The organism is Enterovibrio norvegicus DSM 15893, from assembly GCF_900115495.1.
GTDB lineage: Bacteria > Pseudomonadota > Gammaproteobacteria > Enterobacterales > Vibrionaceae > Enterovibrio > Enterovibrio norvegicus.
In genome coordinates this window covers 1-26661 of record NZ_FOWR01000056.1, presented here as the reverse complement: position 1 = coordinate 26661, position 26661 = coordinate 1, and the positions used below count along the sequence as shown (strand labels likewise).

General features: G+C 47.7%; 22 protein-coding genes and 1 pseudogene. 11 read left to right on the top strand and 12 right to left on the bottom strand.

Annotated elements, in window-relative coordinates; all coding sequences use genetic code 11:
* Nucleotides 1-334 (top strand): annotated as a pseudogene (locus BM082_RS22615) (IS4 family transposase); the annotation flags it as partial.
* A gap of 63 nt (nucleotides 335-397) precedes the next feature.
* Here the strand turns inward: BM082_RS22615 and BM082_RS22610 are convergent.
* Both BM082_RS22610 and BM082_RS22605 read right to left on the bottom strand, forming a co-directional pair.
* Complete coding sequence (locus tag BM082_RS22610; RefSeq protein ID WP_017017571.1) at nucleotides 398-1276, bottom strand: sulfotransferase; 879 nt, start codon at nucleotides 1274-1276, stop codon at nucleotides 398-400.
* A 287-nt stretch (nucleotides 1277-1563) separates the two neighbouring features.
* On the bottom strand, nucleotides 1564-2307 hold the full coding sequence (locus BM082_RS22605; protein ID WP_074928732.1) for a glutamine amidotransferase-related protein: 744 nt from the start codon (nucleotides 2305-2307) through the stop codon (nucleotides 1564-1566).
* A 425-nt stretch (nucleotides 2308-2732) separates the two neighbouring features.
* Here BM082_RS22605 and uvrY point away from each other — a divergent pair, with 425 nt between their 5' ends.
* Genes uvrY through pgsA form a run of 3 tightly spaced genes read left to right on the top strand, consistent with a single transcriptional unit; the run spans nucleotide 2733 to nucleotide 5814 of the window.
* Entirely contained in the window at nucleotides 2733-3377 is a 645-nt protein-coding gene (gene uvrY / locus BM082_RS22600; protein WP_017009182.1) for a UvrY/SirA/GacA family response regulator transcription factor, read from the top strand.
* Between the two features lie 15 nt (nucleotides 3378-3392).
* The gene (uvrC, locus tag BM082_RS22595; RefSeq protein WP_017009183.1) at nucleotides 3393-5219 is read left to right on the top strand and encodes an excinuclease ABC subunit UvrC; all 1827 of its coding nucleotides are present in this window, start codon (nucleotides 3393-3395) and stop codon (nucleotides 5217-5219) included.
* 43 nt (nucleotides 5220-5262) lie between these two features.
* Nucleotides 5263-5814 (top strand): CDP-diacylglycerol--glycerol-3-phosphate 3-phosphatidyltransferase, encoded by a 552-nt coding sequence (pgsA, locus tag BM082_RS22590; RefSeq protein WP_017009184.1) that lies wholly within the window; start codon nucleotides 5263-5265, stop codon nucleotides 5812-5814.
* A gap of 231 nt (nucleotides 5815-6045) precedes the next feature.
* Here pgsA and BM082_RS22585 read toward each other — a convergent pair whose 3' ends face one another.
* The 5 genes from BM082_RS22585 to BM082_RS22565 all read right to left on the bottom strand — a co-directional run bounded on the left by BM082_RS22585 (nucleotide 6046) and on the right by BM082_RS22565 (nucleotide 12262).
* The gene (locus tag BM082_RS22585; protein ID WP_074928730.1) at nucleotides 6046-7575 is read right to left on the bottom strand and encodes an O-antigen ligase family protein; all 1530 of its coding nucleotides are present in this window, start codon (nucleotides 7573-7575) and stop codon (nucleotides 6046-6048) included.
* 182 nt (nucleotides 7576-7757) lie between these two features.
* On the bottom strand, nucleotides 7758-9122 hold the full coding sequence (locus BM082_RS22580) for an ATP-binding protein (RefSeq protein ID WP_074928728.1): 1365 nt from the start codon (nucleotides 9120-9122) through the stop codon (nucleotides 7758-7760).
* 27 nt (nucleotides 9123-9149) lie between these two features.
* The gene (locus BM082_RS22575; RefSeq protein ID WP_017011765.1) at nucleotides 9150-9824 is read right to left on the bottom strand and encodes a response regulator; all 675 of its coding nucleotides are present in this window, start codon (nucleotides 9822-9824) and stop codon (nucleotides 9150-9152) included.
* Nucleotides 9825-10014: 190 nt separating this feature from the next.
* Nucleotides 10015-11700 (bottom strand): aspartate:alanine antiporter, encoded by a 1686-nt coding sequence (locus BM082_RS22570; RefSeq protein ID WP_017017574.1) that lies wholly within the window; start codon nucleotides 11698-11700, stop codon nucleotides 10015-10017.
* Between the two features lie 295 nt (nucleotides 11701-11995).
* On the bottom strand, nucleotides 11996-12262 hold the full coding sequence (locus BM082_RS22565; RefSeq protein ID WP_017013388.1) for a GrxA family glutaredoxin: 267 nt from the start codon (nucleotides 12260-12262) through the stop codon (nucleotides 11996-11998).
* Between the two features lie 314 nt (nucleotides 12263-12576).
* On the opposite strand from BM082_RS22565, the gene BM082_RS22560 reads away from it, so the two are divergent.
* Nucleotides 12577-13764: an iron-containing alcohol dehydrogenase gene (locus BM082_RS22560; protein WP_074928724.1), complete on the top strand. Its 1188-nt coding sequence runs from the start codon at nucleotides 12577-12579 to the stop codon at nucleotides 13762-13764.
* Between the two features lie 17 nt (nucleotides 13765-13781).
* Here the strand turns inward: BM082_RS22560 and BM082_RS22555 are convergent, their stop codons facing one another.
* Nucleotides 13782-14549: a LuxR C-terminal-related transcriptional regulator gene (locus BM082_RS22555; protein ID WP_074928721.1), complete on the bottom strand. Its 768-nt coding sequence runs from the start codon at nucleotides 14547-14549 to the stop codon at nucleotides 13782-13784.
* Nucleotides 14550-14644: 95 nt separating this feature from the next.
* On the opposite strand from BM082_RS22555, the gene BM082_RS22550 reads away from it, so the two are divergent.
* From BM082_RS22550 to BM082_RS22535, 4 genes are all read left to right on the top strand, one after another.
* Nucleotides 14645-15130: a YybH family protein gene (locus BM082_RS22550; protein ID WP_017011772.1), complete on the top strand. Its 486-nt coding sequence runs from the start codon at nucleotides 14645-14647 to the stop codon at nucleotides 15128-15130.
* 69 nt (nucleotides 15131-15199) lie between these two features.
* A complete protein-coding gene (gene nfsA / locus BM082_RS22545) occupies nucleotides 15200-15922 on the top strand; it encodes an oxygen-insensitive NADPH nitroreductase (RefSeq protein WP_017011773.1) in 723 nt (240 codons plus the stop codon).
* Nucleotides 15923-16345: 423 nt separating this feature from the next.
* Nucleotides 16346-17563, top strand: a complete 1218-nt coding sequence (locus BM082_RS22540; protein WP_017016252.1) for an L-lactate MFS transporter — start codon at nucleotides 16346-16348, stop codon at nucleotides 17561-17563.
* Between the two features lie 736 nt (nucleotides 17564-18299).
* The gene (locus BM082_RS22535) at nucleotides 18300-18884 is read left to right on the top strand and encodes an RNA polymerase sigma factor (RefSeq protein ID WP_017011775.1); all 585 of its coding nucleotides are present in this window, start codon (nucleotides 18300-18302) and stop codon (nucleotides 18882-18884) included.
* A gap of 129 nt (nucleotides 18885-19013) precedes the next feature.
* Here BM082_RS22535 and BM082_RS22530 read toward each other — a convergent pair whose 3' ends face one another.
* The 4 genes from BM082_RS22530 to pabB all read right to left on the bottom strand — a co-directional run bounded on the left by BM082_RS22530 (nucleotide 19014) and on the right by pabB (nucleotide 24252).
* A complete protein-coding gene (locus tag BM082_RS22530) occupies nucleotides 19014-20375 on the bottom strand; it encodes an L-serine ammonia-lyase (RefSeq protein WP_074928719.1) in 1362 nt (453 codons plus the stop codon).
* 196 nt (nucleotides 20376-20571) lie between these two features.
* Nucleotides 20572-21840, bottom strand: a complete 1269-nt coding sequence (locus BM082_RS22525; protein ID WP_074928717.1) for a serine/threonine transporter — start codon at nucleotides 21838-21840, stop codon at nucleotides 20572-20574.
* Nucleotides 21841-22083: 243 nt separating this feature from the next.
* Nucleotides 22084-22776 carry a CoA pyrophosphatase gene (locus tag BM082_RS22520; RefSeq protein ID WP_017010844.1) on the bottom strand — a complete coding sequence of 231 codons (693 nt, stop codon included), beginning with the start codon at nucleotides 22774-22776 and terminating at the stop codon, nucleotides 22084-22086.
* Nucleotides 22777-22863: 87 nt separating this feature from the next.
* A complete protein-coding gene (gene pabB / locus BM082_RS22515; RefSeq protein ID WP_074928715.1) occupies nucleotides 22864-24252 on the bottom strand; it encodes an aminodeoxychorismate synthase component I in 1389 nt (462 codons plus the stop codon).
* Between the two features lie 493 nt (nucleotides 24253-24745).
* On the opposite strand from pabB, the gene BM082_RS22510 reads away from it, so the two are divergent.
* Together BM082_RS22510 and BM082_RS22505 are read left to right on the top strand one after the other, a co-directional pair.
* Complete coding sequence (locus tag BM082_RS22510) at nucleotides 24746-26260, top strand: fumarate hydratase (RefSeq protein ID WP_017016247.1); 1515 nt, start codon at nucleotides 24746-24748, stop codon at nucleotides 26258-26260.
* Between the two features lie 121 nt (nucleotides 26261-26381).
* Nucleotides 26382-26661: transposase domain-containing protein (locus BM082_RS22505; protein WP_208862549.1), on the top strand; the 280-nt coding region annotated here is incomplete at its 3' end.

The following is a 26661-nucleotide window of genomic DNA, read 5'->3' as shown; positions in this document are numbered from 1 at the left end:
CTTGAAAAGCGAGGGCATCTATCAGGAGTTGTGGGGGATCCTGACGTCTTACAATATCGTCCGTTTAGAAATGGCAGCGATGGCGAAAGAGCACAAAGTTGAGCCGCTTAGGATAAGCTTCCTCAATGCGCTATATCTCATCCAAGATGAGTTTATCTGGGCGAGTGGCAGAAGTCCTGGTGCAGTCCCAAATGCACTAAAAATGCTTAGAGAAAATGGCAAACGGCTGATATTACCTAACAAGAGAAAGAGGAAAGCGTACCCTCGGGCAGTGTTGAAAAGACCCGCAAAATATCCAACCAGAACCAGAGAGAAAAAAGCCACTCGCTCTTAAGCGAGCGGCCTTATTCCCATTGGGAAGGCGTTTTTTTGATCTCTCTGCGTGCCCTGAGAGAACTCAGGAAGCAGGGCACCATGTATACACGGTATTGATGTCGGTTGCCGGCATCTTCATTACCTTGTTACTGCATCTGATCTCGTTTTGTTTCATTGCCGCATCAACGTGTGGGCTGGCGGGTAAGTCTGCAAAATCAAGAATAGATGCCATCGCTTCATAAGGGTTGGCTGAGAAACGTTCGTAACCAACGGTCAGCATATTAAGCCCCAATTCTTCCTCTTCTTGCTTGGTTGTCTGAAGCAATTTATTCAGTTGAAATGCCGTGCCCGCAATCGGGTGATCACGTAGCATGTCATATTGTGCAAGCTCTCTGATGGAGTACGCACCACGCCACCACAGCATATGTTTTCCTTGATATTCCCATTCTTCTGTCGAGAGCATAGAGTTTACGGTAGAGGCAGGATCGCGAACGATGTTCACGAACTTCGCTTCGGGAAACAGGCTGCTTAAATAATGCAGGCGAGAAGGCCCCGTGAATTTTAACGCAAGTCGCGGACGCTGGGTCGCGATTAAGCGTTTTCTCAGCACCTCTTTGATGGTTGAAATTTCAATGGGCGTGGCATGTTTACCTTTTGCAAAACCACGGAAGAAATCAATTTCATCACGTGAATAGTCGTCCCAAAATGACAGGGCTTCTGAAGGTGTTGATGCGAATTCTCGTGCCATTCCTGAAAGCATGGTGTTGCCAAGCACGCCAAAAGAACGCCATTGGCTGGTTTGGGTGAACACACGGTTTTGCCATTGCGAGCGCGGGTGTTTTTCAAAACTCTCATCGAGCCAACACAGATCGGTATGATGGAAAACCAAGTTAGAAATCAGCGTCACACCTGAACGCGGTGGTCCAATAAATATCAGCGGCTGGTTTAACGATGATGTCATGGCTTAGCTCCCGTCGTGTTTGATGAACACAAAGGAGCAAATTAAATGCCAGTATACTTAGTGTTATTTTTCAATGAGATGTAACCGTATTCTGTGCGTATAGCCACCTTGGTTTGCATATTGAGAATGTACACATCAAAAAATGCAAAGCAAAGCAAAGCAAAGCAAAGCAAAGCAAAGCAAAGCATAGGATGAGGAATGAGATACGAGAAGGAAGAGGTACGAGATAAGAGATGAGAGATGAGAGGGAAGAGGATGGGGTCTTCCCAATCTTGGATCTTGTGTCGTTAGGCTTGGCGTTTTTCTCGTGACACCATTTGCTGATCCAAAAACGCAAACAGGCGATCGATGACGATGCTTCTGTCACCCATGCCGCACGCACGAATAATCGCTGCGGCTTCATCCACTTTTTCATCGCCTGCTTTTTCTCTCAAGCGTTCAATCAATTGAAGTAGAAACGCATCCGTGAACTCAGGGTGGCACTGCATGGTCAATACGCGGCTGTCTTTTTGAGTGATAGCGATGGGACAAAAATCGGAACCCGCTAAGACGTCGAAATCAGGCGCGGACTCTAAGACTTGGTCTTGATGCACTGCTATCAAATTGAGGGTGGTTTGTTGAGCACCCGTATCAAATGCGCCTTGGTCGAGGATACGGACAGGGTAGAGACCCATTCCCCATCCTTTGTTGGATTTGGCTGCTTTTCCGCCCAATGCTAGGTGAATCAATTGGTGGCCGAAGCAGACACCAATTAACGCTTGGCCTTCTTGGTCGCAGCGTTGGACAAAGTCGATGAGTTGTGTAATCCAAGGGTCGCTTTCATATACGCCCCATTTACTGCCTGTAACGAGCCAAACATCGCACTCTGACGGAGACGCGGGAAAGGCATCTTCAAACACACGGTAGGTCACAAAGGAAGACACAGCACTGTTGTCGAAAAGGCGTTTGAACGCTTCATCATAGTGCCCATATACCGCTTGAGATTCAGGATAGTTATCATCACACAGTAATATCCCAAGGGTTAATGCCATTGTCTTTTCCTTCTTAGTCGTGGTGACGAAATGTCTTTTTTAGCGTACTTATGAGACCGAAAATGTGCCATAACTTTTGCTTATAGTATTCTCAATGACGCGAATTTTTGATACAAAATTGTGGAACACGGCATTGCTAAGTAATTGTCTGCATTGAAAAATAGACAGATTGAGTTTTGTGTGCAAGATGGACATTGACGCTAACTTAATGGGTTTAAACAGATTTTCGCGCCAACGAATGAAGATATGCTGAATTTTTTGACCTTGTTAGCTTATTTGTTACGTTTTAAACTGAAAAACATGTTCTTTTACACATAATCAATGTGTTCGCTCTTTTATTGTTGGGTTAAACTCAAGTAATATGCAGTTCAAGTCGAGCGCCATCCCGGCGCAAGGCGAGCCAAAGTCATAGTGGAGAAACAAGCTTGATAAGTGTTTTCCTTGTAGATGATCACGAGCTGGTTCGCACAGGGATACGACGTCTTCTCGAAGACGTCCGTGGTGTTAAAGTGGTAGGGGAAGCCGAAAGCGGTGAGGAAGCAGTCAAGTGGTGTCGTAGCAATCTTGCGGACATTATCTTGATGGATATGAACATGCCTGGTATCGGTGGCTTAGAAGCAACGAGAAAGCTCCTACGCTACAACCCCGACGCCAAGATTATTGTTCTAACTATTCATACTGAAAATCCATTTCCAACCAAAGTCATGCAAGCAGGAGCGGCTGGCTACCTCACTAAAGGTGCAGGGGCGGATGAAATGGTTCAAGCAATTCGTGCGGTGAACAGTGGCCAACGCTACATTTCACCAGAAATTGCACAGCAAATGGCGCTAAGTCAGTTTTCGCCTGCGGCTGAAAATCCGTTTAAGAATTTGTCCGAACGTGAACTTCAAATCATGTTGATGATCACCAAAGGGCAGAAAGTGACGGACATTTCTGAGCAGTTGAGCCTTAGTCCTAAAACGGTCAACAGTTATCGCTATCGATTGTTCAGTAAGTTAGGGATTAACGGAGACGTTGAATTAACCCATCTGGCAATTCGTCATGGTATGCTAGACACAGAAACTCTCTAACTTTTTCCGTTTATTGTGTTTGATGCCAAAGATTTCTTAAAGACTGTCTCAGATAAACCGGGCGTCTATCGCATGATGGACGCCTCCGGTGAGATCATTTATGTCGGTAAAGCCAAGTCGTTAAAAAAGCGACTCTCTAGCTATTTCCGCAAAAACGTCCCTGGCGAAAAAACCCGCGCATTGGTACGCAACATTGCCAACGTTGAAGTGACGATCACACACAGTGAAACAGAAGCGCTCATTCTTGAGCACAACCTGATCAAGAAGCACCTTCCGCGTTACAACGTCTTGTTACGTGATGATAAGTCTTACCCCTATATTTTCCTGTCTGCCAGTAAACATCCACGATTGTCTATTCATCGTGGTGCGAAAAAGCGCAAAGGTGAATACTTCGGACCATTTCCTGATGCTGGCGCTGTTAGGCAGAGCTTGTATCTGCTGCAGAAAATCTTTCCTGTCCGTCAGTGTGAAGACTCCGTGTATGGCAACCGCACACGCCCTTGTTTGATGTATCAGATTGGTCGTTGTTCCGCCCCCTGTGTCGAAGGCATCATTTCGGATGAAGATTACGACGAGCTTGTCGACTTCACCCGTATGTTTTTGCAAGGCAAAAATCGACAGGTGATTGCGACGCTGGTGGAGAAAATGGAAGCCGCGAGCCAAACGCTGGAATTTGAAAAAGCCGCCGAGTTTCGCGACCAAATCCAATCACTCCGTCGTGTCCAAGAGCAGCAGTTTGTCTCGCAAGACAGTGATGATGACTTGGATGCCATTGGCGTATCAGTCGAGAATGGCATTGCCTGCATTCACGTGCTGTTTTTGCGCCAAGGTAAGGTGTTAGGCAGTCGTAGCTATTTCCCGAAAATGCCTGCGAATACAGAAACCAATGAATTGGTCTCCAGCTTTATCGGTCAGTTCTACTTGAACCAAGCGGAAGGGCGAACGATCCCAACAAGCATTTTAATAGGTCAGGAAATGGGGGAAGAGCTTGAATCTCTTGCTAGCGCGCTATCAGAAATTGCAGGACGCAAAATACACCTTCAAAGCAAACCGCGCGGCGCGAGGGCACGCTTCCTCAAGTTGGCACAAACCAATGCAGCAACCGCGTTAACCAGCAAAATCAATCACAAAATGACGATCCACAACCGTTTTGCGATGCTGACAGAGGCATTAAACCTTGAGTCAGTGAAACGCATGGAGTGTTTCGACATCAGTCATACCATGGGGGAGCAAACTGTCGCCTCATGCGTGGTGTTCAACCAAGATGGGCCGTTGAAATCTGAATACCGACGTTACAACATCACGGGCATTACCGGTGGTGATGACTATGCAGCGATGGCGCAAGTGCTAGAGCGTCGTTACAGCAAGCAAGTCGACCCAGAGAAAATCCCTGACATTATTTTGGTCGATGGCGGTAAAGGCCAGTTAAATCGTGCGTGGGAGGTCGTTGGTCCGCTTATGGCTGATTGGCCTAAACATCCGCTCATGTTGGGTGTCGCAAAGGGCACCACGCGTCGTCCAGGGCTTGAAACGCTGATTAAAGTGTCTGGCGAAGAGTTTTCTATGCCGTCGGACTCGCCAGCGTTGCACCTTATTCAACATATTCGTGATGAAAGCCATAACCATGCGATTTCAGGGCACAGAGCAAAACGCGCAAAAGCGAGAAAGAGCAGTGTGTTGCAGGAAATCGAAGGCGTGGGTCCAAAACGTCGACAAGCACTGCTCAAGTATTTAGGCGGAATTCAGGAACTTAAGCGCGCGTCTGTTGAAGAAATAGCCAAAGTGCCGGGAATTAGCCGAGTTTTGGCTGAGAAGATTCATTCGTCATTGCAACAGCCGTGAGTTTCAAGCACCATAACGCGGTCATTCATAAGAAATAAAAACTATGCGACTGAACATTCCAATTATTCTGACTCTCATACGCATCGCATTAATTCCGGTTTTTGTTGTCGCGTTCTATTTGCCTTATGAGTGGTCGGCCATGGTCGCTGCTCTGATCTTCGTTGTTGCCGGTTTCACTGACTGGCTTGATGGTTATCTCGCTCGAACCCTTGAACAAACAACCCGATTTGGCGCTTTCCTCGACCCTGTTGCAGACAAGGTGATGGTGGCGATTGCATTGGTGTTGATCACCGAGCATTTCCATTCCATTTGGGTCACGATTCCAGCGGCAACCATGATTGCCCGTGAAGTCATTATCTCAGCACTGCGTGAGTGGATGGCTGAACTTGGCAAACGCGCTAACGTTGCAGTGTCTTGGGTGGGTAAATTCAAAACCGCTGCGCAGATGTTTGCATTGACCATGCTGATTTGGCGACATGACGATATCGTGTTGTACATCGGCTATGCGGCGCTTTACGTAGCAACAGCGCTAACTTACTGGTCAATGTATCAGTACCTGCTTGCTGCGAAAGATGACCTGCTGAACGCCGACTAATACGCAAGGTAGTTCACCACCGTTTTCTATGAAAAAGGCCGCTTAGCGGCCTTTTTCAATTTTCTATTCTCGCCAATTAGCGCGTGCCTCTTGCGTCAGTATCTCCACGCTTTTCTAGCTTCTAGCTTCTAGCTTCTAGCTTCTAGCTTCTAGCTTCTAGCTTCTAGCTTCTAGTTTCTAGTTTCTAGTTTCTAGTTTCTAGTTTCTAATCTCGCATCTCGCATCTCGCATCTACCTTTTCTTTGCATACGGATTAGGGATCACGGGTCGAGCAGGGCGTGAAAAGGCGTTCTTGGCTGTCTGCGGCACATCCTCGGGTTCATCGACGGCATCTCCTCTGGCTTCGGCTTCTTTCTTCCTTTCAACCTCTTGAACTCGGACATAGTTTGATACCGCTGCGGTCAATGCCAAAAGAATATAGATAGGCCATGTAAAACCCTGAGTAAGAAAAGTGCCTGAAACACAAAACGCGATGATGCCTGAGTAAAGTCCTTCGCCGATGGTTCGAACGACGGGCGAGTAATAGGTGGCGTTTGCCACCACGATATTGACCGTCTTAAGGGCTGAACGGTAGATAATAAACGTCATGACGAGGAAGGCGATCAGACCGATAAATCCCGTTTCCCCCAATACGCCAAACCACGTGCTGTGAACGGCGTGGTTTAGCCCATCCCAGTGGGGGGAATAATAAAAGTAGTTGAAGTAAAAGTTGTTGAGACCTACGCCAGAAATTGGATTATCGACAGCCATAAAGAAGGCGGCTTCCCATGCGTAAAGGCGGCCTTTTGCGGATGCATCGAGCCCTTCTTCCGCTGCCCCACCTGATTTACGGTCACTGATGCCAGCTGCGAAGAATAAGATTGCGCAGACGATACTGCCCAAGGTGAGCAGCAAGGCTTTGGATTTCACCCGTCGCCACGCCAGTGTGCCCAACGCTGACAGAATGCCCAGCAAACCGCCTCGGCTTTGTGTACCAATGATGGCGATGAAAATCGCAATAGCCGTAACAAGGCCGAAGAAACGTTGCTTCTTCGACAAACCCGACGTCATGGCAATACTCAACGTGAAAGAGAACGGAAACAGCAGCACCAAAGCTAAATCATTGGGGTCGCCAAGCACTGATCCTAAATCGCGCCCAACAGTAACGCGTGTTTCTTCCACCATGCCAATGCCATTGACCTTGTTGTAAATCGTCACCAGAGCAATAAGCAGACCTGAAATCGAAATCATGTTTAGGGCTTTTTTATAGTGTTGAACGTTGCACAAAAGCCAAGCCAGAGCAGGGGTCATGATGCCGATTTTAATGTACGTCTGTTTGTAATAATTGAACGCTTCACCGAGGTTTCCTGCCAGAGGGATGCCAATGGTGACGAGTGCAAAAAATACGTAGAAACCCGTCAGTTCAGCACAGTTGAACATTCGAATTTTTCCACTGATTGCGATGTGCCACGCCAAGGTGGTCAGTGTGCCCAAAGAGAGCATTAGCGGGATTTTTAGGGAATATAAAGGCGCGAAAGCTTCGTGAAGACGAAAAAATGAAAAGGCGATAAACAACAGACCCAATAACACAGGCTGGCTGATGGTAATCAGAATAGCGAGAGGGATAAGACCAATGGCAACAGGAATGACGGGGTGAGGAATGATGAACCACAGGCCACAGGCAAGCACGACGAAGAGCGCCGTTGCATGCACAAAATGTGTTTTGAGGCGAGTTAACAACAACTCTCGTTGATCGTTAAGCCACTGGATTGCCTGCATCATTTACTCTCAATAGTTTCTAACAGTCTATTAGAGCAAATGCTGTGCCACCGAATATTGCCGACATGAAGTGCCTAAAATTGCGGCATTCGGCGATGAAAAGGGTCAATGTAAGTCAGTGAAATTACCGCCTTTCTCAAATTGCATGTCAAAGTGACAAAAAGCGGCTTTCTTATACACACTGGCTAACGTTGCTTCGGAAACTGAATCACAAACGCTGCGCCTTCGAGTTCTGATGTTGTAACACTGATGACGCCTTCGTAACTTTCCACGATTTCATGACAAACGGCTAAGCCTATGCCTGTTCCTGGGTTCAGTTGGTCTGCACGAACGCCTCGTTGAAACACCGAGTCTCTTATTGGTTCAGGAATGCCGGGGCCATCGTCTTCAATCAACAAGATGTAGCTTTCGACGGTGTCTCGGGTGCGAACCCGCACTTCACCAATACAAAAGCGAAACGCGTTTTCGAGCAAATTACCGAGCAATTCCGTCAGATCGTTTTTGTTGAGAGGCAGAGATTCGAGTTCTCGGAAATCTTGTGTCACGTTCACAGGCTTGTCTCTATACACTTTTGACAACATGCCCGTGAGGCTATCCACTGACGGTTTGATCTCTGATTTTTCCCTAACCAATCCACGTTGACCAACCAAAGCGCGTTTGAGCTGATATTGCACCATGTCGTCCATTTGGCTGACTTGTTCCACGATGCGCTTGCTCATCATTTCTCGGCTCAAGGCGCTGTCATCGAGTAACGCATTGGTCGCCGCTAAGCGGCTTTTCAAGCTGTGTGCCAAATCATCCATGGCATGGCGATAACGCTGTGTTTGTTCTTTCCTCAATTCGATCATTCGGTTGAGTGCATCGGTGACGTCTTCAAGTTCGGACGGGTAGTCGGTATTGAGTTTCTCAAGGCGAGACTCGGCAATCTCGTTGAGTTCACCAGCCAGTTTTCGTAGTGGGCTGAAGCTCCAGTAAGATGCCGCATAAAGCAGGGCAGTCGTGGCAATGAACAGCATGCCAAGATAGAACCATGTTTTGCGCTTTATTGCCGACAATCGTTCAAGTTGAGGGGCAACTTCACGTACTAAGAAGAATTTATCTTCGATTAAACCTGAGCCTTCTGCGATCTCATGAACCACATAGGGATGCGTGTTATACATGATGAGTTCGGGGTCAACGAGATCATAAGGCAGGACTTGGCAGATATCGCTAAGGCCAAGCCCTTTTGCGTGGCCAGACATCCAGAATAAGGATTTGTCGGGCTGACAGATAAACGCCATATAGTCAGATTCCACAGAATCCATTTCGGCACGATTTTCCGGCGCAACATGGATTCTACTGGCGTCGATTTCAAGCAAATTATCGCGTTTAAGTTCGCCGACGATCTGAGGCACCGCGGAGAGTAAATCTGAGGAATACAGTGCCAAATAGCTTTTGTTATAAAGCTGGTTGAGCACCAAGCCTAACGCCACGGTGAACACCAAAATAATGGAGATAGACGTGGTGATCACGCGTCGATGGATCGGAGAAGGCATTTTAGGTTTTATCATCAGATTCTTCGCAGCGGTGTGTTGTGATTAACTGGCGCTAATTTCGAAAATGTATCCCTGACCGCGAACGGTCGAAATCGGATTGTCTTGTCCTGCTTGTGTCAGCTTTTTGCGTAAGCGGCTCATCATGACTTCGATGGTATTGGGGTCGCCTTCTTGGTCTTGATAAAGCACATCAAGCAAACGTTGCTTGGATACCACCTGGCGACTGTGTCGAATCAGATATTCCAACAAATCATATTCAAAAGCGGTGAGCTCGACAGGCTGTTCTTTTACGCTGACTTTCTTGGCTAACAAATCAACGCAGATATTATCGGCATTGATCTCAGGTTTCACGAAGCCTGCGCTGCGGCGGACAAGTGCGTTAAGGCGCGCCACTAACTCTTCTTTTTGGAAGGGCTTAACCAAATAATCATCAGCGCCAGCATCAAGGCCCGAGACTTTATCTTGCCAGTTTGCACGGCCCGTCAGGATCAGGATAGGCATACGAATACCCGCTCGGCGAATGTCACGTATCAGGCTCAGGCCATCTCTGTCAGGCAACCCCAAATCAACAATGGCGATGTCGTTGGGGTAATCCTTGGCGACAAACAACCCTTCTTCTGCGGTGCTTGCGCAATGGACTTGGTTTCCAAGCTCTGACAGTTCGGATTTCAGGTGATGACTAAGGAGGGGATCATCTTCAACAATGAGGACACGCATATTTTGACACCTATATTTCGACGGCTATATTGCGACAGCCATCTTTCAACAGCGATGATTTTAGCAACGTCTTTCAGCGATCGAGGGGATGCGAAAGAGAAACGCCAGCAAGATTAGAGGAATAAAAAAAATCAGCGAACAGTGTAACGCTGTTCGCTGAATCTGGGCTGACTATTGATTCGATTCTCGATCAGAACAGAATAACGAGCAGTGTGCCTGCGAAGGTCAATAATACGTTGGCGATGGCGTAGGTGCCCGCATAACCCAGGGCCGGCACTGTGCTGCGTGCGTGTTGGTTGATCATGTCCATGGCAGGTGCACAGGTACGCGCACCGATAATGGCACCGAACAACAATGCACGGTTCATCTTAAGCACGTACGCGCCCACGAGATACGCGAGGATAACAGGCACAACACTGACAGCCAGCGCGCCAAACATGATGGTAAAGCCCATCTGTTGCAGGTATTCCCAAAGGTTACCACCTGCGCTTAGGCCTACGCCGACCATAAAGGTCATCAAACCAAGTTCTTTCACCATGTTGATCGCGCCTTGAGGCACGTAACCAAAGGTTGGGTGGTTCGCACGTAAGAAACCGAGCAAAATGCCTGCAATCAATAGGCCGGAAGCATTTCCAAGTCCGAGTGTCATTTGGCCGAACGTCATGGTGATCAAACCAAAAATCAGGCCGAAAATGAAGAAAGAACAGAACGCCAACATGTCAGAAACCTGACTATGGATTGAGATAAAACCAATGCGTTCCGCCAGTCCCATTACGCGGCGTTTTTCGCCACTGACTTGTAACACGTCCCCTTTAGAAAGCAGGATGTTGTGGTCCATTGGCATTTCAATCTGTGCACGTACAACACGGTTCAAGAAACAACCGTATTCTGACAGGTTCAAATCAGACAAACGTTTCCCAATGATGCTGTCATTCTTTACGACGATTTCTTCTTCAACCACACGCAAATCAAGCAAGTCACGGTCGAAAACTTCTTTGCCGTTTCGGAATGAAGGATCAAGACGCGCGTGGCTGTCTGGGTAGCCCACCAATGCGATTTCATCACCTTCTTGCAAGATAGCGTCACCATCTGGGTTCGCCAGAATGCCGTTGCGTCGAATGCGTTCTATGTAACAACCGGTCTGACGATAAATGCCCAATTCACGGAGGTTACGTCCATCGACCCAATTGATGAGCTCCGGCCCTACGCGATAGGCGCGAATGATCGGCAAATAGACTTTACGCTGTGAAGACGACCCTAAACCGCGTTCCATGGTGATTTGCTGCGCGGAATGCTCGAGGTTTTCTTTTTGCAGTTTTGGCATCAAGTTGGCGAGCAGAATCAAGCTCACCAAGCCCACCAAGTAGGCGAGGGCGTAACCGACACTTAAGTTGTCAATCATTGCGGCAATTTGTTGGGGGGAGTAATCCATCCCAGCGAGGCCAGCATTGAGCGCATCTTTTGCACCCACTAACACCGGGGTTGCTGTCATTGCTCCCGCCATCATGCCGGTTGCAATGCTGCCGTCGACACCGAATTGATACTGCATCAACAGTGTGATGCCGATGGATGCACTCAACACGGTGAACGCAAGGATCAAATAGGATTTACCGTCTCGGAAGAAAATGCCGAAGAAGTTAGGTCCTGCTTCAATGCCCACACAGAAAATGAACAGCATGAAACCAATGTTTAGCGCTTCAGGGCTAAAACTAAAGCCCGCATGACCAAAACTCAGGGCGGTGACGAGCACGCCGATGGAGTTGCCGAATTGGAAACCACCAATTCTAATTTTGCCAATGGCTAAACCAATAGCGAGAACAACGAAGAGCAAAAGAATATCGTTCTGTACGAGCAGGTTGTAGACGTCTATGTTCACTGAACCGTAATCCGCGTGCGGGGAAAGGGAAATTCTGGACGGGCATTATACGCATTTTGGATGATTTGTAATGGAAAGTTGCGGTAATTTTGGCATTTTATTTCAGAGGCTTGTCAGAGTTTGGACAGTTGTTTGTGGGTTTGAAAAAAGTATTGGTTTTTGTGCTGATTTTTAACGAAAAAAGCCAGCGGTTACGCTGACTTTTGTGTGAGTGTTTGCACGCGTTGTGTCTACTTTCTGATGCGAGAAGTAGAAGCACGTTTTCTAGCAAACTAACCCGTTGTACAGATCCAGATTACTCGTTGTACAGACCCAGGTTTGTTTTTGCATACGCTTCGAATTCTGTAAAACCACCAACGTGTTCTTGGTCAACAAAAATCTGTGGAACAGTTTCCACTGGCTTACCAACCGTTTTTTCTAGGTCAGCTTTGCTGATGCCTTCAGCATGAATATCAACATAGCGGTAGTTGAAATCATCGCGCTCAGCTTTCAGTTTGTCGGAAAGATCTTTTGCGCGAACACAGAAAGGGCAACCTGGACGACCAAAAATAACAACGAACATACCTAGAATCCTATTTTCATAATCAATGGTGAGAGATATCAGCCACCAACACATCCCGTGTTTGGTCTATCTCTGAAAGTTGTGATTACTATGCCTCAAGCTCAAAGAAGAGAAAAGAAGGTTTTGTCTCTTAATTTGATAGAGGTTGCCTATCAATGCGTGTTGTCCTCTTTTTGACGCACCGTCGAGATGTGATGACATCGACACAAGCGAAACACAATGCCCAATGAACAAGCGAATCCTGCGTTGAATCAAGATGCTACGGAAAAGGTTGAGTGATGCTGGTCGGCAGATGTTTTTGAAAAGGAAGAGCCATGTTTCAATTCATGACGGCGACAAGGATTATTTTCGGTGAGGGCGCGTTAAGTCATTCCCTCTCAATGCTCAATCAATTTGGTTACAGCGCCTTAGTGGTGACAGGCAAAGATGAGCAACGTGCAGCCCCGTTGCTGGGTTATTTGAAACAGCAGGGAATGCGCTACCAACAACTCTCTGTGCACGGCGAGCCGCTCATCGCAATGGTCGAAGAAATGGCCGCGGCAGGACGAGTGTTTAAACCTGACATGGTGATTGCAGTGGGCGGTGGCAGTGTGATGGATGTAGGTAAAGCCTTATCGGCACTCATTCCTAACCAAGGCAGCGTTTACGATTATGTAGAAGTGGTGGGGCGCGCGCTGCCATTGACCGCTAAGCCATTGCCTTGTATTGCCGTACCGACCACGGCAGGCACAGGGTCGGAAGTGACGCGCAATGCGGTGCTTATTTCTGCGCAAGAAAATGTCAAGGCAGCGCTGCGCAGTACAGATTTGATCCCCGACATGGCGATCATTGACCCCACATTAACGTACGGCACAGACAAAGAACTGTCTGCACGCTGCGGCATGGATGCGTTTACACATTTGATGGAAGCCTATGTGTGTGGTGATCCGAACCCGCTTACGGACATGGTGTGTGAAGAAGGTTTACGCCGTTTAGCGCCCGCCATTATTCACGCCTGTGAAGAAGATGACCCGAAAGCACGCGCTGATATGGCGTTTGCTTCTATGTTAGGTGGGATGGCGCAATCCAACGCCAAACTAGGTGCTGCTCACGGGCTTGCTGCTGCCCTTGGTGGCATTCTGGATGCCCCGCATGGGGCTATTACTGCGCAACTTGCGCCGTATGTGATGGCTGAAAATATTTTAGCAGCGTGCGAAGCCGGGCGTATTACGCTGCTGAATCGTTATCGTCAATTGGCTGTCATTCTGACCGGAAGACAGAATGCTGAACCAAGCGATGGCATTGTGTGGGTGCAGCGCACCTTGAAGCGCCTCTCGCTCCCTTCGCTTTGTCACTACGGTCTTTGTGAGGCTGTGTTTGATGATGTGGCCGTGCAAGCATTGAGGTCTAGTTCTATTAAAGGCAATGCCATGCCGTTAAATCATGAAAGGCTCGTAAACATCATGCGGCGCATGTGTAAGCAAGAACCTATTCATGAGCATTCGCACTCGCTTTCTGACTAACGTCACCATTGGCGGCGTCAAAACCAATTTATACAGCGGCGTACAAGATCAGTTTGATTTTGTGCGCCTGTTTTATGTCTAGCACTTCTTAGTTGATTTTCAATGGTTCGTACTGATTTATGGAGCGTATCGGCGATTTGTACATAACTCATCCCTTCTGCCGCTAACCGCACCACATTCAACTCTGCATCCGACAACGAGCAATGTTCAGAGATGGCAGATGTTTGACTGGCATCGAACAATGGGGAGAGGATATTTTTGGCAAGCTCATGAATATAGACCTGTTCTTTCGTTGTCCACACCCTTTCGCGGTCACATTGGCCGATGCATAGAATACCGATATCTTTATGGCGTGTGCCGAGGGACAACGCCATCATGGATTTAACTTCCGTGGCCAATACCGCGTCGTGAATCCCATTCAGAAGAGGGTTCAAGGCGATGTTGTGAAAAATGACCGGTTTTTTCGAGCGCCAAATCGTTTGAAGGGAACGGTGTTTATTAGGAAATACAGCATTCACCATGGAAGGTAGCTCCTCAGCATCTCGGAATTCCTGTGTGGGGCGATAGTGCAATTGTGTTCGTGAAGAAAAGCCGCCATCCACCCTGTTAACGTCAAGTCGCTCTGCAATAAATCGTGTTGAAATGGCCAGCATCGTCTCTGGGTCGTCGAGCTCTAGAATCAAATGTGCGATGGCATCCTGCGTTTGGCCGTCTAGCTCTTTCCTTCGTTTGTCCAATAGGTTCTTTTTCAACGTGTCTTTATCGGGATATCGCAACATGATCATTCTGTAGTTCACCCATCCATTAGGTATTTTTTGTCATCGTTCAACGCTGTTCCGTTATTTACTATGAATGCTCTCATACATATCAAGGGAACATTATGTTGACACTATTAAACAATCAATTTTTTAAACTGACAGCCAGCTTCTTTTTGTTGTTTTCAAGCTATGTCTCGGCTTCGCAACAGATCTGGCCCACCTTTCAAGATCCGGTAGCGCAAGTTCGATCGGCCAGTACGGCGTTTCAGTCTACGTTCAATCAAAAAGACGCTGACGGGTTGGGCGTGTTTTACGCGAAAACGGCAACGTTAAAACTGGATCAGAGTTTACCTGCCCATTATCGCAGTAACATTGTTGAAGCTTGGAGAGCTGGCTTTGAGCAGGGAGTAGAACATCTTCAATTAGAAATCATTGAGATCAAGCGTACGGGCTTTCGAAAAGTGGTAGAGGCAGGTAACTATGTGCTTACCATTAATACACCGAACGGTCCTATCGAACAAACGGGCACGTATACCGTCGGTTGGCGAGTTCACCCTTTTGGGGTTAAACCGCCCAAAATAATCTTTGACTTTGTTAACGCGAATTAAACGTCGCATTCAGGCGTCTCTGGTCTTTGTGCCAATATTGACAATATTTGGCATAAACAGGGACGCCCCATGAATCAAACCATAGAAAGTTTACTGTCTCATCGATCAATCCGTAAGTTCAACAATCAACCTATTTCTGATGAACAGCGCAACGTAATTTTAGATTGTGCGCGAGCCGCTTCGACCTCAAGTTTCATTCAGTGCACGAGTGTCATTCGCGTTGTTGACCAGGAAAAACGTCGTTTGCTGGCTGAATACGCAGGCGGACAACCTTATGTTGCCGAGGCTGCTGAGTTTTTCGTATGGTGCGCCGACTTCAATCGCCACTTGCAGATCAAGCCGGATGCCAAGCTGGGTTTTGCTGAACAGACCTTGATCGGCGCAATAGACGGCGCATTGGCTGCGCAAAACGCGTTAGCGGCAGCGGAATCGTTAGGGCTAGGGGGGGTATATATCGGGGGACTTAGAAACAACCCCGAGAAAGTGAGTGAATTGCTCGGACTGCCGATGAATGTGATCCCCTTGTTTGGTTTGTGCCTGGGGCATCCAGCACAAAACCCCGAGGTGAAACCGCGCCTACCTTCATCTTTATATGTGCATGAAGATATCTATCAGTTGATGGATGTCGACACACTAGCAACCTACGACCAAACCATTCGTGAATACTATCGAACGCGCACGGGTGGCAATAAAGAAATGAGCTGGAGCGATCAAATTTCTGGCACATTAAATAAAGAGGCACGTCCCTTTATGAAAGCGTTTTTGGAAAGCAAAGGTTTCAGTACGCGTTAGCCGTTGCCTAATCGCTGTTGGTTCAATAATGAAACACCGTCATTGAAATAATTTGCAGACGGGTTGTGATCTATCAGCCTATCTGGTTCATCTTTTGTTACTGCGGCTTGTCACAGATGTGTCTACCTGTAAAAGAGTGTGTGTTGCAGGGAATCCTTTATTGAATAAGGATTTATATGTATTTCCTTCCAGACATCATGTTTGTCCATTTACACTTCTCGTTTGTTTTTTCGCCATATAAGCAACTATTTTGACCCTGATCAAAAGTAGATTTTGATCACATTGAGATTCCTTGATAGACTCCGCGCGCTTTGGTTGTTCTCAAACTATTTTGAACATTTCCAAAAATATTTTATTTCGTGGGTGACGCGCCTCTTTGATTGTCGTGACACCTTGTGATTTGTGAGTCTATTGAGTCGTAAGATGAAAAAAATGAACAAAGCTGCAGGCATTTTGGCTGCTGGTTTCTTTATCAATATGTGTATTGGTATTCTGTACGCATGGTCTGTATTTAAGCAGTCATTGGTAGAGCAAGGCTGGTCAAACGCTGATGCATCTATGCCTTACACCGTCGCAACTATCTGTTTTGCGCTTTCTTTGCTAGTGGCGGGTAACCTTCAAGATCGCATGGGTCCACGTAAAGTGTTGATCCTGGGCACCGTGATGGTCGGTCTTGGCATGATCGTTTCAAGCTTTGCTGATTCTCCTATGACTCTGCTACTGAGCTTTGGCGTTGTAACAGGTTGTGGTATCGGTTTCGGTTACGCATGTCTTGCTCCAGCAGCAATGAAGTGGTTCCACCCATCTAAGAAAGGTCTGGTTAACGGTCTTATCGCTGCGGGCTTTGGTCTGGCTGCGGTTTACCTTGCACCACTGACATCTATGCTGATCAACGCTTACGGCATTCAAACCAGCTTCCTTATCCTAGGTGTAGGTATTTTGGTTATCGCGGTTCCATTGGCGCTGACCATTAACAACCCACCGGCTGACTACACACCAGAAGCACCTGCAGGTTACGTTGCGAAAAGCGGTGCGGCTAATGCTGACATGGGCTGGCGTGAAATGATGAAGACACCACAGTTTTACTCACTGTGGCTGATGTACGCATTGGCGTCTTCTGCAGGTCTGATGATCATTGGTAACATTACCTCTATCGCTATCAACCAGTCTGATTTAACCCAAGTAGCATTCCTTGTTGTCGTACTGGCTATCTTCAACTCAGGTGGCCGTGTGGCTGCGGGTATCTTGTCTGACAAGATCGGTGGTATCAAAACGCTGATGATTGCGTTCATCATGCAAGGCATCAACATGATGATGTTTGCAACGTACCAAACTGAGTTCACTCTGATGGTAGGTGCTGCGGTTGCAGGTGTGGGTTACGGTACGCTTCTGGCGGTATTCCCATCTATCACTGCTGATTACTACGGTCTGAAAAACTACGGTGGTAACTACGGCGTGCTATACACCGCTTGGGGTGTAAGTGGCTTCATCGGTCCAGTTGTTGCGGCTACCGCAGTCGACATGACCGGCAATTACGTCATGGCATACACCATTTGTGCAGCGATGCTGGCAGTGGCTGTTGTTCTGTCATTCGTGACGAAGCCAGTTGGCGCAATAGCAGCGAAAAAAGCAACGGCATAATCGCCGACGCGATACGCATTCAGAAAGCCCGCTATATATAGCGGGCTTTTTTTTATGGCTGAAATTCAGTAAGTGTGTAGCAAGCAGGGTGAGAACAAAGAGAGATGCCGAGATGTAAAACCGAGATTAGAGGCTGAGATTAGAGGCTGAGATTAGAGGCTGAGATTAGAGGCTGAGATTAGAGGCTGAGATTAGAGGCTGAGATTAGAGGCTGAGATTAGAGGCTGAGATTAGAGGCTGAGATTAGAGGCTGAGGTTCAACATCTTTCTGTGTGAAGGTTAGCGGGGAAGCTTGGATGCGTGGTTAAGCAGAACACCGGGAAAGAGGATTGAGTAGGCTCACTCATTAAATGCGATATGATTTAATATTTCAAATGCACCTTGTTGCAATCATATCGCTATTTCCCTAAAACAAAAATGGCTAAATAAACATCCATTAACGTCTCTCGCTGTACAATAAAATGGTGGTCAGACCTGCAGCCAGTTTTGATAATGTGTGTCAGCGGTGAGAAATACACTATCTGGTTGAATGCACAAAAATTGTAGGGTAATTGAACGGCGTTCGATAATGATGTTTGTAAGTTGTTGATTAAAAAACACTGTTCAATATTTTTTTGAAAACGCGCGTTTAAATTGGCCTGAAAATTGTCAGTTTTGAATAGAAAACACTGTTTGATTGTTAATCTTGGTTTGGCTAGGTTGAGTGCACCACTCGAATACCAGGAGGGTATTAATCATGCATTCAGTGGATTCAAACTGTCTCAACAGTGAGCGTGAACAGATAGCGAAGATTCAGGCGGGGGACCCATTAGCTCGCCACTATTTTGACCAAGTGGTCGCTCGTTATCTTTCACCATTACATCGTCGATGCATGGCGTGGCTGGGTTGTTCTTATGATGCGGATGACGTATTGCAAGAGACCCTTGTTCGTAGCTACCGCTACATCCACGCCTACCGCGGCGAAGCGGCATTCAGAAGTTGGTTATATGCAATTGCAGACAATCAATGCAGAAGCTATTTAAAGAAACGTGCTACACACCATCAGCGTTTCATTTCGGAAGAGCAATCAGAAGAGCAGGGCAGTGAAGAAGTGTGTCCCGTTGCTGCAGAGCAACAAGGCATCGCCAACACTGTTCGAAACTTGGCAAAGACGGCACAAGAGATACTCGTACTGCGTTTTGAGCACGATTTATCTCTTGAAGAAATCAGCCAAGTGCTTGGACTGGGGCTTAGTGCAACCAAGATGCGCCTTTATCGCGCGATAGACGCTGCAGAGCGGCATGTCGTGAAAGAAGAAGAACGTATGTTGGCCACCGCTTGAAATGAAAAGTGATGGATAAAAGAAACCCGCCAATTGGCGGGTTTCTTTTTTTCTGGTGAGTTCACGAGGTATTCGCGTTGTCGCCAGAGGCGATATCGTTGCCAGAGACTATGTATTTGTTACTGCGTATTAGCAGATAACCTTGATTGCCAGACCGCCCTGAGACGTCTCACGGTACTTGGCATTCATGTCTTTGCCGGTTTCCAGCATGGTCTCGATCACTTTGTCCAACGACACACGCGGCTCAGACGAGCGACGAAGCGCCATACGCGTTGAGTTGATCGCTTTCATTGCTGCAATGCCGTTACGCTCGATACACGGCACCTGAACCTGACCGGCAACTGGGTCACACGTTAGACCCAGGTTGTGCTCCATGCCGATTTCAGCCGCGATACACACTTGCTGTGCGCTACCGCCCATCAACTCAGCCAGACCTGCAGCCGCCATAGAACACGCCACGCCAACTTCACCTTGACAGCCAACTTCTGCGCCAGAGATAGAGGCATTCTGCTTGTACAAGCCGCCAATCGCGCCAGATACCGCAAAGTAACGCATGTATTCACGTGGGCCTACGTTCTGAATGAACTTGTCATAGTACGCCAATACCGCAGGGATGATGCCACACGCGCCATTGGTTGGTGCTGTTACAACACGGCCACCGGCAGCGTTTTCTTCATTCACAGCGAAGGCAAACATGTTTACCCAGTCAACCACTGCCATTGGGTCGTTTGAGAACTTCTCAGACGCAATAAGCTGTTGGCGAAGAGCCGCAGCACGACGTGGAACACGCAGTGGGCCAGGCAGTACGCCTTCATTGTTCATACCGCGGTCTAAACATTCGCGCATGGTGCGCCAGATGTTACCGAAGTACGTTTGAATTTCGTCTTCTGAGTGCATAGCACGCATGTTAGACATGACAACTGCGCTGATAGACAAACCGGTTTCTTTACAATGTGTCAGCAGTTCTTCTGCGCTGTTGAAATCGTAAGGTACTTTGATTTTGTTTTCGTCTTCTTTGCCGAAGTTCTCTTCATCAACGATGAAGCCACCGCCGATAGAGTAATAGGTTTTGGTGTAGATCTTTTCTTCACCGACCCACGCGTGGATTTCCATACCGTTTTCGTGCAAAGGCAGGTTCGACGTGTGGAAATTCATGCCGCCATCGCGTGGGAAATCGACAGTGTGGCAATGCATACCAACAGGCATACGCTCGGTTTCTTCAACACGCGCGATAAAGCCAGGAATGCTGTCGATATCAACGTGCTCTGGGGTGTTACCCGCAAGACCCATGATGATAGCAACGTCGGTGTGGTGGCCTTTACCTGTCAGAGACAGAGAGCCGTATACGTCAACGGTGATTTTTGTTACATCACGCAGTTTTTCCATACTGCGTAAATCGTCGATGAAAGACTTACCCGCTTTCATTGGGCCCACAGTGTGTGAGCTAGATGGGCCTACGCCGATTTTAAAGATGTCAAAAACACTGATCATTTGTCATACCTCATTCAATACGCGCGGTTTACATTAAGCGCGCATTTGGATTTATTCTTAAATAGTTATCCATCCGTGGAGGCGACCAGATTCAGAGCAGGAAAGGAATTCCATGGCTCGTGATTGGAAAGCAAAAAAGAGCAAGGTCATTAGAGAATCCTTGCTCTTTTACAGGTCGGCTAGTCTACACGAATTTTTACGATACGAAACCGTACATAATCGCTGAAATTGCTACCGCACCCATGAAGGTCACGAAGATGTTGCTGGATTTGCCGCCATACTTCTTCATTGCTGGTACTTTCTTGATTGCGTACATCGGCATGATGAACAGAATCGTCGCAATAATAGGGCCGCCCAGTGACTCAATCATACCCAGAATACTTGGGTTGATTGTCGCAACAATCCAGCTTGTGATGATCACAAACGCAACAGTGAACATGTCGATTTTCTTCAGGTTAACTGTTTTATTGCGTGAACGTAGTTGCTTGATGATCAAACCGTTCAGACCTTCACGAGCACCCATGTAGTGACCGAAGAAAGAAGACACGATAGCAACGAACGCAACGACAGGACCCAAGTAAGAAATGAATGGGCTTTCGTGTTTGTTTGCAAGGTATGACAACACGGCCAAGTTTTGCGATTTTGCTTCAGCAAGGTCAGCCGGTGTTAGGCTCAGTACGCAAGAGAACACGAACAGCATAACGAAACCAAGCAGCATGCCCGCTGTGCGGAACAAGATTTGGTTTGATTTACGCTCAGCGTTGTCACCGTATTCACGTGTTTGTGCCATAGAGAATGCAGAAATTGCAGGGCTATGGTTAAACGCGAACACCAATACAGGGATAGAGATCCAGATAGTTGTCATGAAATCACCTGCAGTTGGAATTTGCTGCAGCGCAGACGTGTTCCAATCAGGGATCAAGTAGGTAGACATGAACAGCAGGATAGCAACCAGTGGGTAAACCAAGAACTGCGTGACTTTCAGCATCAGTTTCTCACCCGCAAGCATGACAGACATCATACCCAAGATAAGAACGATAGACAGAACGGCACGTGGCAGTGATTCCATGCCAAGTTGGTTCACCATGAAAGAATCAACCGTGTTGGTGATACCAACGCCGTAAATCAGAACGATCGGGTAAATCGCGAAAAAGTACAGAAGAGTGATGAGCTTACCCGCGGTCGCGCCGAAGTGTTCTTCAACCACCTCAGTGATGTCGCTTCCTGGTTTTTTAGAAGACAGTACAAAACGTGCTAGGCCACGGTGAGCGAAGTACGTCATTGGGCCAACAAGCAGCGCCAAAGCAACCAGTGGCCAGAATCCGTTTAAGCCAGCATTGATTGGAAGGAAAAGAATACCTGCACCTACCGCTGTTCCGAACAGAGATAGCATCCAAGTTGTATCTTGCGCAGACCATTTCATTTTGGCAGCGCTTGAGGTGGTGGTGGATTGGGAGGTTTGCATCGTTTAATCACCAAAAAAAAACGTAACGGATCATAGTCGACGCGTATTGTTTACATATTTGCATTTCAAACTGTGATTCATATCACTTTTATTTGTAAATGTAAGGAGGCCGAAAGAATATTTTTTGTTATGCGCTATCGCTTTTTTATCGTTTAAAAACGATGTTTAATAGCCTAAAAATAATTTGAAACATTCAACAAATATTAGCGTTTTAAGGGCGGGAAAGCAGAGTGAGATTTGGCATCAATGAAGGTGAAGTTGCTGGCTCAGTGTATGGAGAATTTGCGCTGTTACCCCCCAAATTAAGTGCTCTTGGTAGGTCATGGCATAAATGTCGTACGTTTTTCCACGCACTAAAAAAGGCTGTTTGGCGATGGCGTTGCGTCTCATGAATTGGGCAAGTGGTACTTCAAATAGGCAGTCCACTTCGTTGGCATCAATCACCGCCTCATAATCCGCGTCAACAAAGGCAATCACGGGTGTAACCAAGTAGCCGCTAACCGTCGGTAGCGGGGCTAAACAGCCAAGAAGGTTGTCTCGCGTCGTCGATACGCCGATCTCTTCTTCCATTTCTCGAATCGCGGTTTCAACAATGTCTTTGTCTGATCTTTCCACCTTGCCGCCGGGGAAGCTGATTTGCCCAGGGTGATGCTTCAAATGCATTGCTCTTTTGGTGAGCAATACCTGTAACTCGCCATTGCGCTCAGCAAGGGCGATCATTACCGCGGCTTCTCGAAGTTCAGTGGTGTTGTTTTGCATGAAGGCATCACGAGCGCGCTGTAACACACGCTCATCATAATTGTTACAAGGACTTAGGCTAAATCGTTGTACAAGCCAGTGACGGGATAGGGGGCGCATAGGGTTCTGGCGAGTGCATCGCTGCAGCACCTCTAAGGTTAACGGTTCATCGTTTTCCATCCCTGGCGTTTTTAACATGATTTCCTTTCCATATTTGTTCATCAAAGCGCTGCGTCAACAAAGCACCGGATTTGTCGCGGGGTGAAAACCTGATGCGACGGCGTGCTACGCAGAAAGAACGGGTAAAATCTTACTCAGTTTATCAAGTGTTTCTTGGTATTCCGATGCGGCTTCGCTGTCAGCAACCACTGCACCGCCAGCCCAAGCGTAAATACGCTGTTTGTGACACACCAAGGTACGAATGGTGATGCTCGTGTCCATGGTGCCACAACGGCTGAGATAGCCAATGCTGCCGCAATAGATGGTGCGGCGGTGGGGTTCTAATTCTTCAATGATTTCCATTGCGCGCACTTTCGGTGCGCCAGTGATTGAACCACCCGGGAAACATGCTCTGAGCAAATCAATGGCATGCGCGTTGTCAGCCAGGGTTCCCGTTACAGTACTGACTAGATGATGGACGGCCGGAAACGTCTCGATATTGAAAAGTTTAGGCACATTTACCGAACCCGGCGAGGCCACGCGGCCAATATCATTCCGCAACAGGTCCACAATCATCAAATTTTCCGCGCGATCTTTCTCTGCGGTGAGCAAGTCTTCCATCTTTTCGGCGTCTTCAGACGGCGTTTTGCCGCGGGGCCTTGTTCCTTTTATCGGCTTGGTTTCGATTTCTTTACCATGAAGTTGCAAAAAGCGCTCTGGCGAGACGGAAAGAATTGCGGCGTTGTCTAAACGCAAGAAACCCGAGAAAGGTGCGCCATTGTTTTCTGCCAAACGTTGATAAGCATCCCATTCACTGCCTTGATAGGGGGCTTCAAAGCGTTGTGCCAGGTTGATCTGGTAGCAATCCCCCGACATCAAATAGGCTTGCACCGCATCGAATTTGTTCTCATAGCTCTCTGGCGTCATGTTGGCTTGCCAACCGTCAGTGAGTGAAAACGCCGCGGCGTGTTTGTCCTGCGCAGACGATGAAGACGATTGTTGGGCATTCAGCCATGCCCAGCGATCTTGCCCATCAGGCTGGATCAGCACCAGTTTTTGTTCTTTATGATCAGCAATCAGCGCCCAATCATAGATGCCGATTGCCATGTCAGGGATTGCAATATCGTTGTCAGCAAAGGTCGGTAGCGTTTCTACTTGTCGGCCCAAGTCGTAACTGAAATACCCTAGAGCACCGCCGAGAAATGGCCAAGGCGCGATCGGTTCGAGTTCCGGGAGTAACGCCTCTTGCAAACGACGGAGCACGTGGAACGGATCGTCACTGTTTTGCTCGATGGTTTCATTCTTATCAGCGCCATCACGATAACGAATCGTGTTTTCGCCATCATCACTGCATAGCGTGGCGATAGGGTCTGCAACCAGAATATCAAAACGATTATCAGGGTGAGAAGCTGCCGCTGATTGCAACAACATTGACCAAGAATGCGCTTCAACGCGTGAAAATAGATCGGCAAGGCGAGTCGGTGAGTACTCAAAAAACTGCAGGGTGATGGGCATTCGTCTCGATTCTGTCATTTTCGTATTTTTGTGATCGGTATTGACGCGTCTGTTGGCGCTGAATGGACCGTAAGAGTATCATAATCGCGGGTTTTATGACGAACATTCCCGTGTTGAGATTTCGCAGAATTAACGGTATTCAGGTCAAATGACGCAGATTGCACACTCTATTGTGTTTTTGCGTTATTAGAAGACGGTTTCGCTGTCTTTCTTAACGCTTTTCATCGGAATATCGTTATAAAATCGCACCAGAAAACTGCATTAACAAGGATACGTAACAGGTTGCCAAGAACGGTGAATAAACTGGGTGAATCATCCCCAACTCGCCAAAGCAGCCTACACTACCCAAATACAGCGATATTGCAAAGGCGAGACCTTTGCGCCTTTGTGTACATAAGGGTAGGTAACGAACGTTAACTGGAAGCACTGTATAGCTTGTGACTACAAACGGGCAGACAGCGCCATGGAATCTATAACAATTAAAGAGGCAATTATGACTGTCATTCGCAAGGAAGACGTCATCGACAGTGTCGCTGACGCCCTGCAGTATATTTCTTACTATCACCCTATCGATTTTGTTCAGGCGCTAGAAAAGGCGTACAACAAAGAGCAAAGCCAAGCCGCGAAAGATGCCATCGCACAAATTCTGATCAACTCACGCATGTCAGCAGAGGGCAAACGCCCAATCTGCCAAGACACAGGCATCGTGACGTGTTTCGTGAACATCGGTATGAACGTGCAATGGGAAAGTGACCTGACAGTACAACAAATGGTGGATGAAGGTGTGCGCCGCGCGTACAACAACCCTGACAACCCATTGCGTGCATCTGTTGTTGCCGACCCTGCGGGCAAGCGCTCAAACACCAAAGACAACACACCCGCCGTTGTACACATCAACATGGTGCCGGGCAACACGGTTGAAATTCAAATCGCAGCCAAAGGCGGCGGTTCTGAAAACAAAACCAAAATGGTGATGCTGAACCCGTCAGACGATGTGGCAGCATGGGTTGAGAAAACACTGCCAACCATGGGCGCAGGTTGGTGTCCACCAGGCATGTTGGGCATAGGCATTGGCGGTACGGCTGAAAAAGCGGCAGTGCTGGCAAAAGAATCCCTCATGGAACACATCGACATCCAAGAGCTGATCGATCGTGGCCCAGAAAACGCAGAAGAAGAACTGCGTTTAGACATCTTCAATCGCGTCAACAAACTCGGCATTGGCGCACAAGGCCTTGGCGGTTTAACCACAGTAGTTGACGTGAAAATCAAAACTGCCCCAACGCATGCCGCTTCAAAGCCTGTGTGTTTGATCCCGAATTGTGCAGCAACGCGTCACGTTCACTTTACCCTTGATGGTTCAGGCCCAGCCGACCTTCAGCCACCAAAACTGGAAGAATGGCCAGAAGTGACGTGGGAAGTGAGCGATAACGTGCGCCGCGTAAACTTGGATGACATCAGCAAAGATGACATTCAAGAGTGGAAAACCGGCGAAACCGTTCTGCTTTCAGGCAAAATCCTGACAGGTCGTGATGCGGCACATAAACGTATTCAAGAGATGTTGAACAACGGTGAAGGCTTGCCAAAGGGCGTCGACTTCAACGGTCGCTTCATCTATTACGTCGGCCCTGTTGATGCAGTCGGTGACGAAGCGGTTGGCCCAGCAGGCCCAACAACGTCAACCCGTATGGACAAGTTTACCGAGATGATGCTTGGTGACACTGGTCTTATCGGTATGATTGGTAAAGCAGAACGCGGCCCTGCAACGGTTGAATCTATCAAACAGCACAAAGCGGTTTACTTGATGGCTGTTGGCGGTGCTGCTTACTTGGTAGCAAAAGCCATTAAGAAAGCCCGCGTCGTGGCCTTCGAAGATTTGGGTATGGAAGCGATCTACGAATTTGAAGTAGAAGACATGCCAGTGACCGTTGCCGTGGATTCACGCGGTGACAATGCACACCAAATCGGCCCTGATACGTGGAAAGTAAAAATCGCTGAAATGGAAGATTAATTCCAACGCGATTTTAGAATGAGAAAACCGTGGCTTCGGCTTAATGCCGATCGTTTTAAGTCATTGAACGATCCTACGCAGGCTTCATAATCGGCCTCAACATTGTTGAGGCCGATTTTTTATGTCTGAGTTTTTGAAAGAGTTACACATCACCGCTGAGTTTTGCCAAGACCACCCTATCAACGCATTCTCTAAACACATTCCTCTTGAGTGGGTTGAAGAAGCAGTCAAACAAACCGGACGCGCTTCTTTGCGTAAACGTCGCTTTCCCGCTGAGCAGGCTGTTTGGCTAGTTTTAGGGATTGGATTACTGCGCAATCGCTCGATTCAGAATGTTTGTGACCAACTTGAGTTGGCTTTTCCTGATACCAAAGGGGAACTTCCTCCTCTCGCCACAAGCA

Excerpts from the sequence above, each read along its gene's own strand:
- BM082_RS22605 (WP_074928732.1), bottom strand. The coding sequence starts at position 2,307 with ATGGCATTAACCCTTGGGATATTACTGTGTGATGATAACTATCCTGAA.
- pgsA (WP_017009184.1), top strand. The coding sequence starts at position 5,263 with ATGCGACTGAACATTCCAATTATTCTGACTCTCATACGCATCGCATTA.
- BM082_RS22520 (WP_017010844.1), bottom strand. The coding sequence starts at position 22,776 with ATGTTAAAAACGCCAGGGATGGAAAACGATGAACCGTTAACCTTAGAG.
- BM082_RS22525 (WP_074928717.1), bottom strand. The coding sequence starts at position 21,840 with ATGCAAACCTCCCAATCCACCACCACCTCAAGCGCTGCCAAAATGAAA.
- BM082_RS22555 (WP_074928721.1), bottom strand. The coding sequence starts at position 14,549 with ATGATCATGTTGCGATATCCCGATAAAGACACGTTGAAAAAGAACCTA.
- BM082_RS22530 (WP_074928719.1), bottom strand. The coding sequence starts at position 20,375 with ATGATCAGTGTTTTTGACATCTTTAAAATCGGCGTAGGCCCATCTAGC.
- BM082_RS22550 (WP_017011772.1), top strand. The coding sequence starts at position 14,645 with ATGTTGACACTATTAAACAATCAATTTTTTAAACTGACAGCCAGCTTC.
- BM082_RS22535 (WP_017011775.1), top strand. The coding sequence starts at position 18,300 with ATGCATTCAGTGGATTCAAACTGTCTCAACAGTGAGCGTGAACAGATA.
- pabB (WP_074928715.1), bottom strand. The coding sequence starts at position 24,252 with ATGCCCATCACCCTGCAGTTTTTTGAGTACTCACCGACTCGCCTTGCC.
- BM082_RS22575 (WP_017011765.1), bottom strand. The coding sequence starts at position 9,824 with ATGCGTGTCCTCATTGTTGAAGATGATCCCCTCCTTAGTCATCACCTG.
- BM082_RS22510 (WP_017016247.1), top strand. The coding sequence starts at position 24,746 with ATGACTGTCATTCGCAAGGAAGACGTCATCGACAGTGTCGCTGACGCC.
- BM082_RS22565 (WP_017013388.1), bottom strand. The coding sequence starts at position 12,262 with ATGTTCGTTGTTATTTTTGGTCGTCCAGGTTGCCCTTTCTGTGTTCGC.
- BM082_RS22560 (WP_074928724.1), top strand. The coding sequence starts at position 12,577 with ATGTTTCAATTCATGACGGCGACAAGGATTATTTTCGGTGAGGGCGCG.
- nfsA (WP_017011773.1), top strand. The coding sequence starts at position 15,200 with ATGAATCAAACCATAGAAAGTTTACTGTCTCATCGATCAATCCGTAAG.
- BM082_RS22585 (WP_074928730.1), bottom strand. The coding sequence starts at position 7,575 with ATGATGCAGGCAATCCAGTGGCTTAACGATCAACGAGAGTTGTTGTTA.
- BM082_RS22540 (WP_017016252.1), top strand. The coding sequence starts at position 16,346 with ATGAAAAAAATGAACAAAGCTGCAGGCATTTTGGCTGCTGGTTTCTTT.
- BM082_RS22610 (WP_017017571.1), bottom strand. The coding sequence starts at position 1,276 with ATGACATCATCGTTAAACCAGCCGCTGATATTTATTGGACCACCGCGT.
- BM082_RS22580 (WP_074928728.1), bottom strand. The coding sequence starts at position 9,122 with ATGATAAAACCTAAAATGCCTTCTCCGATCCATCGACGCGTGATCACC.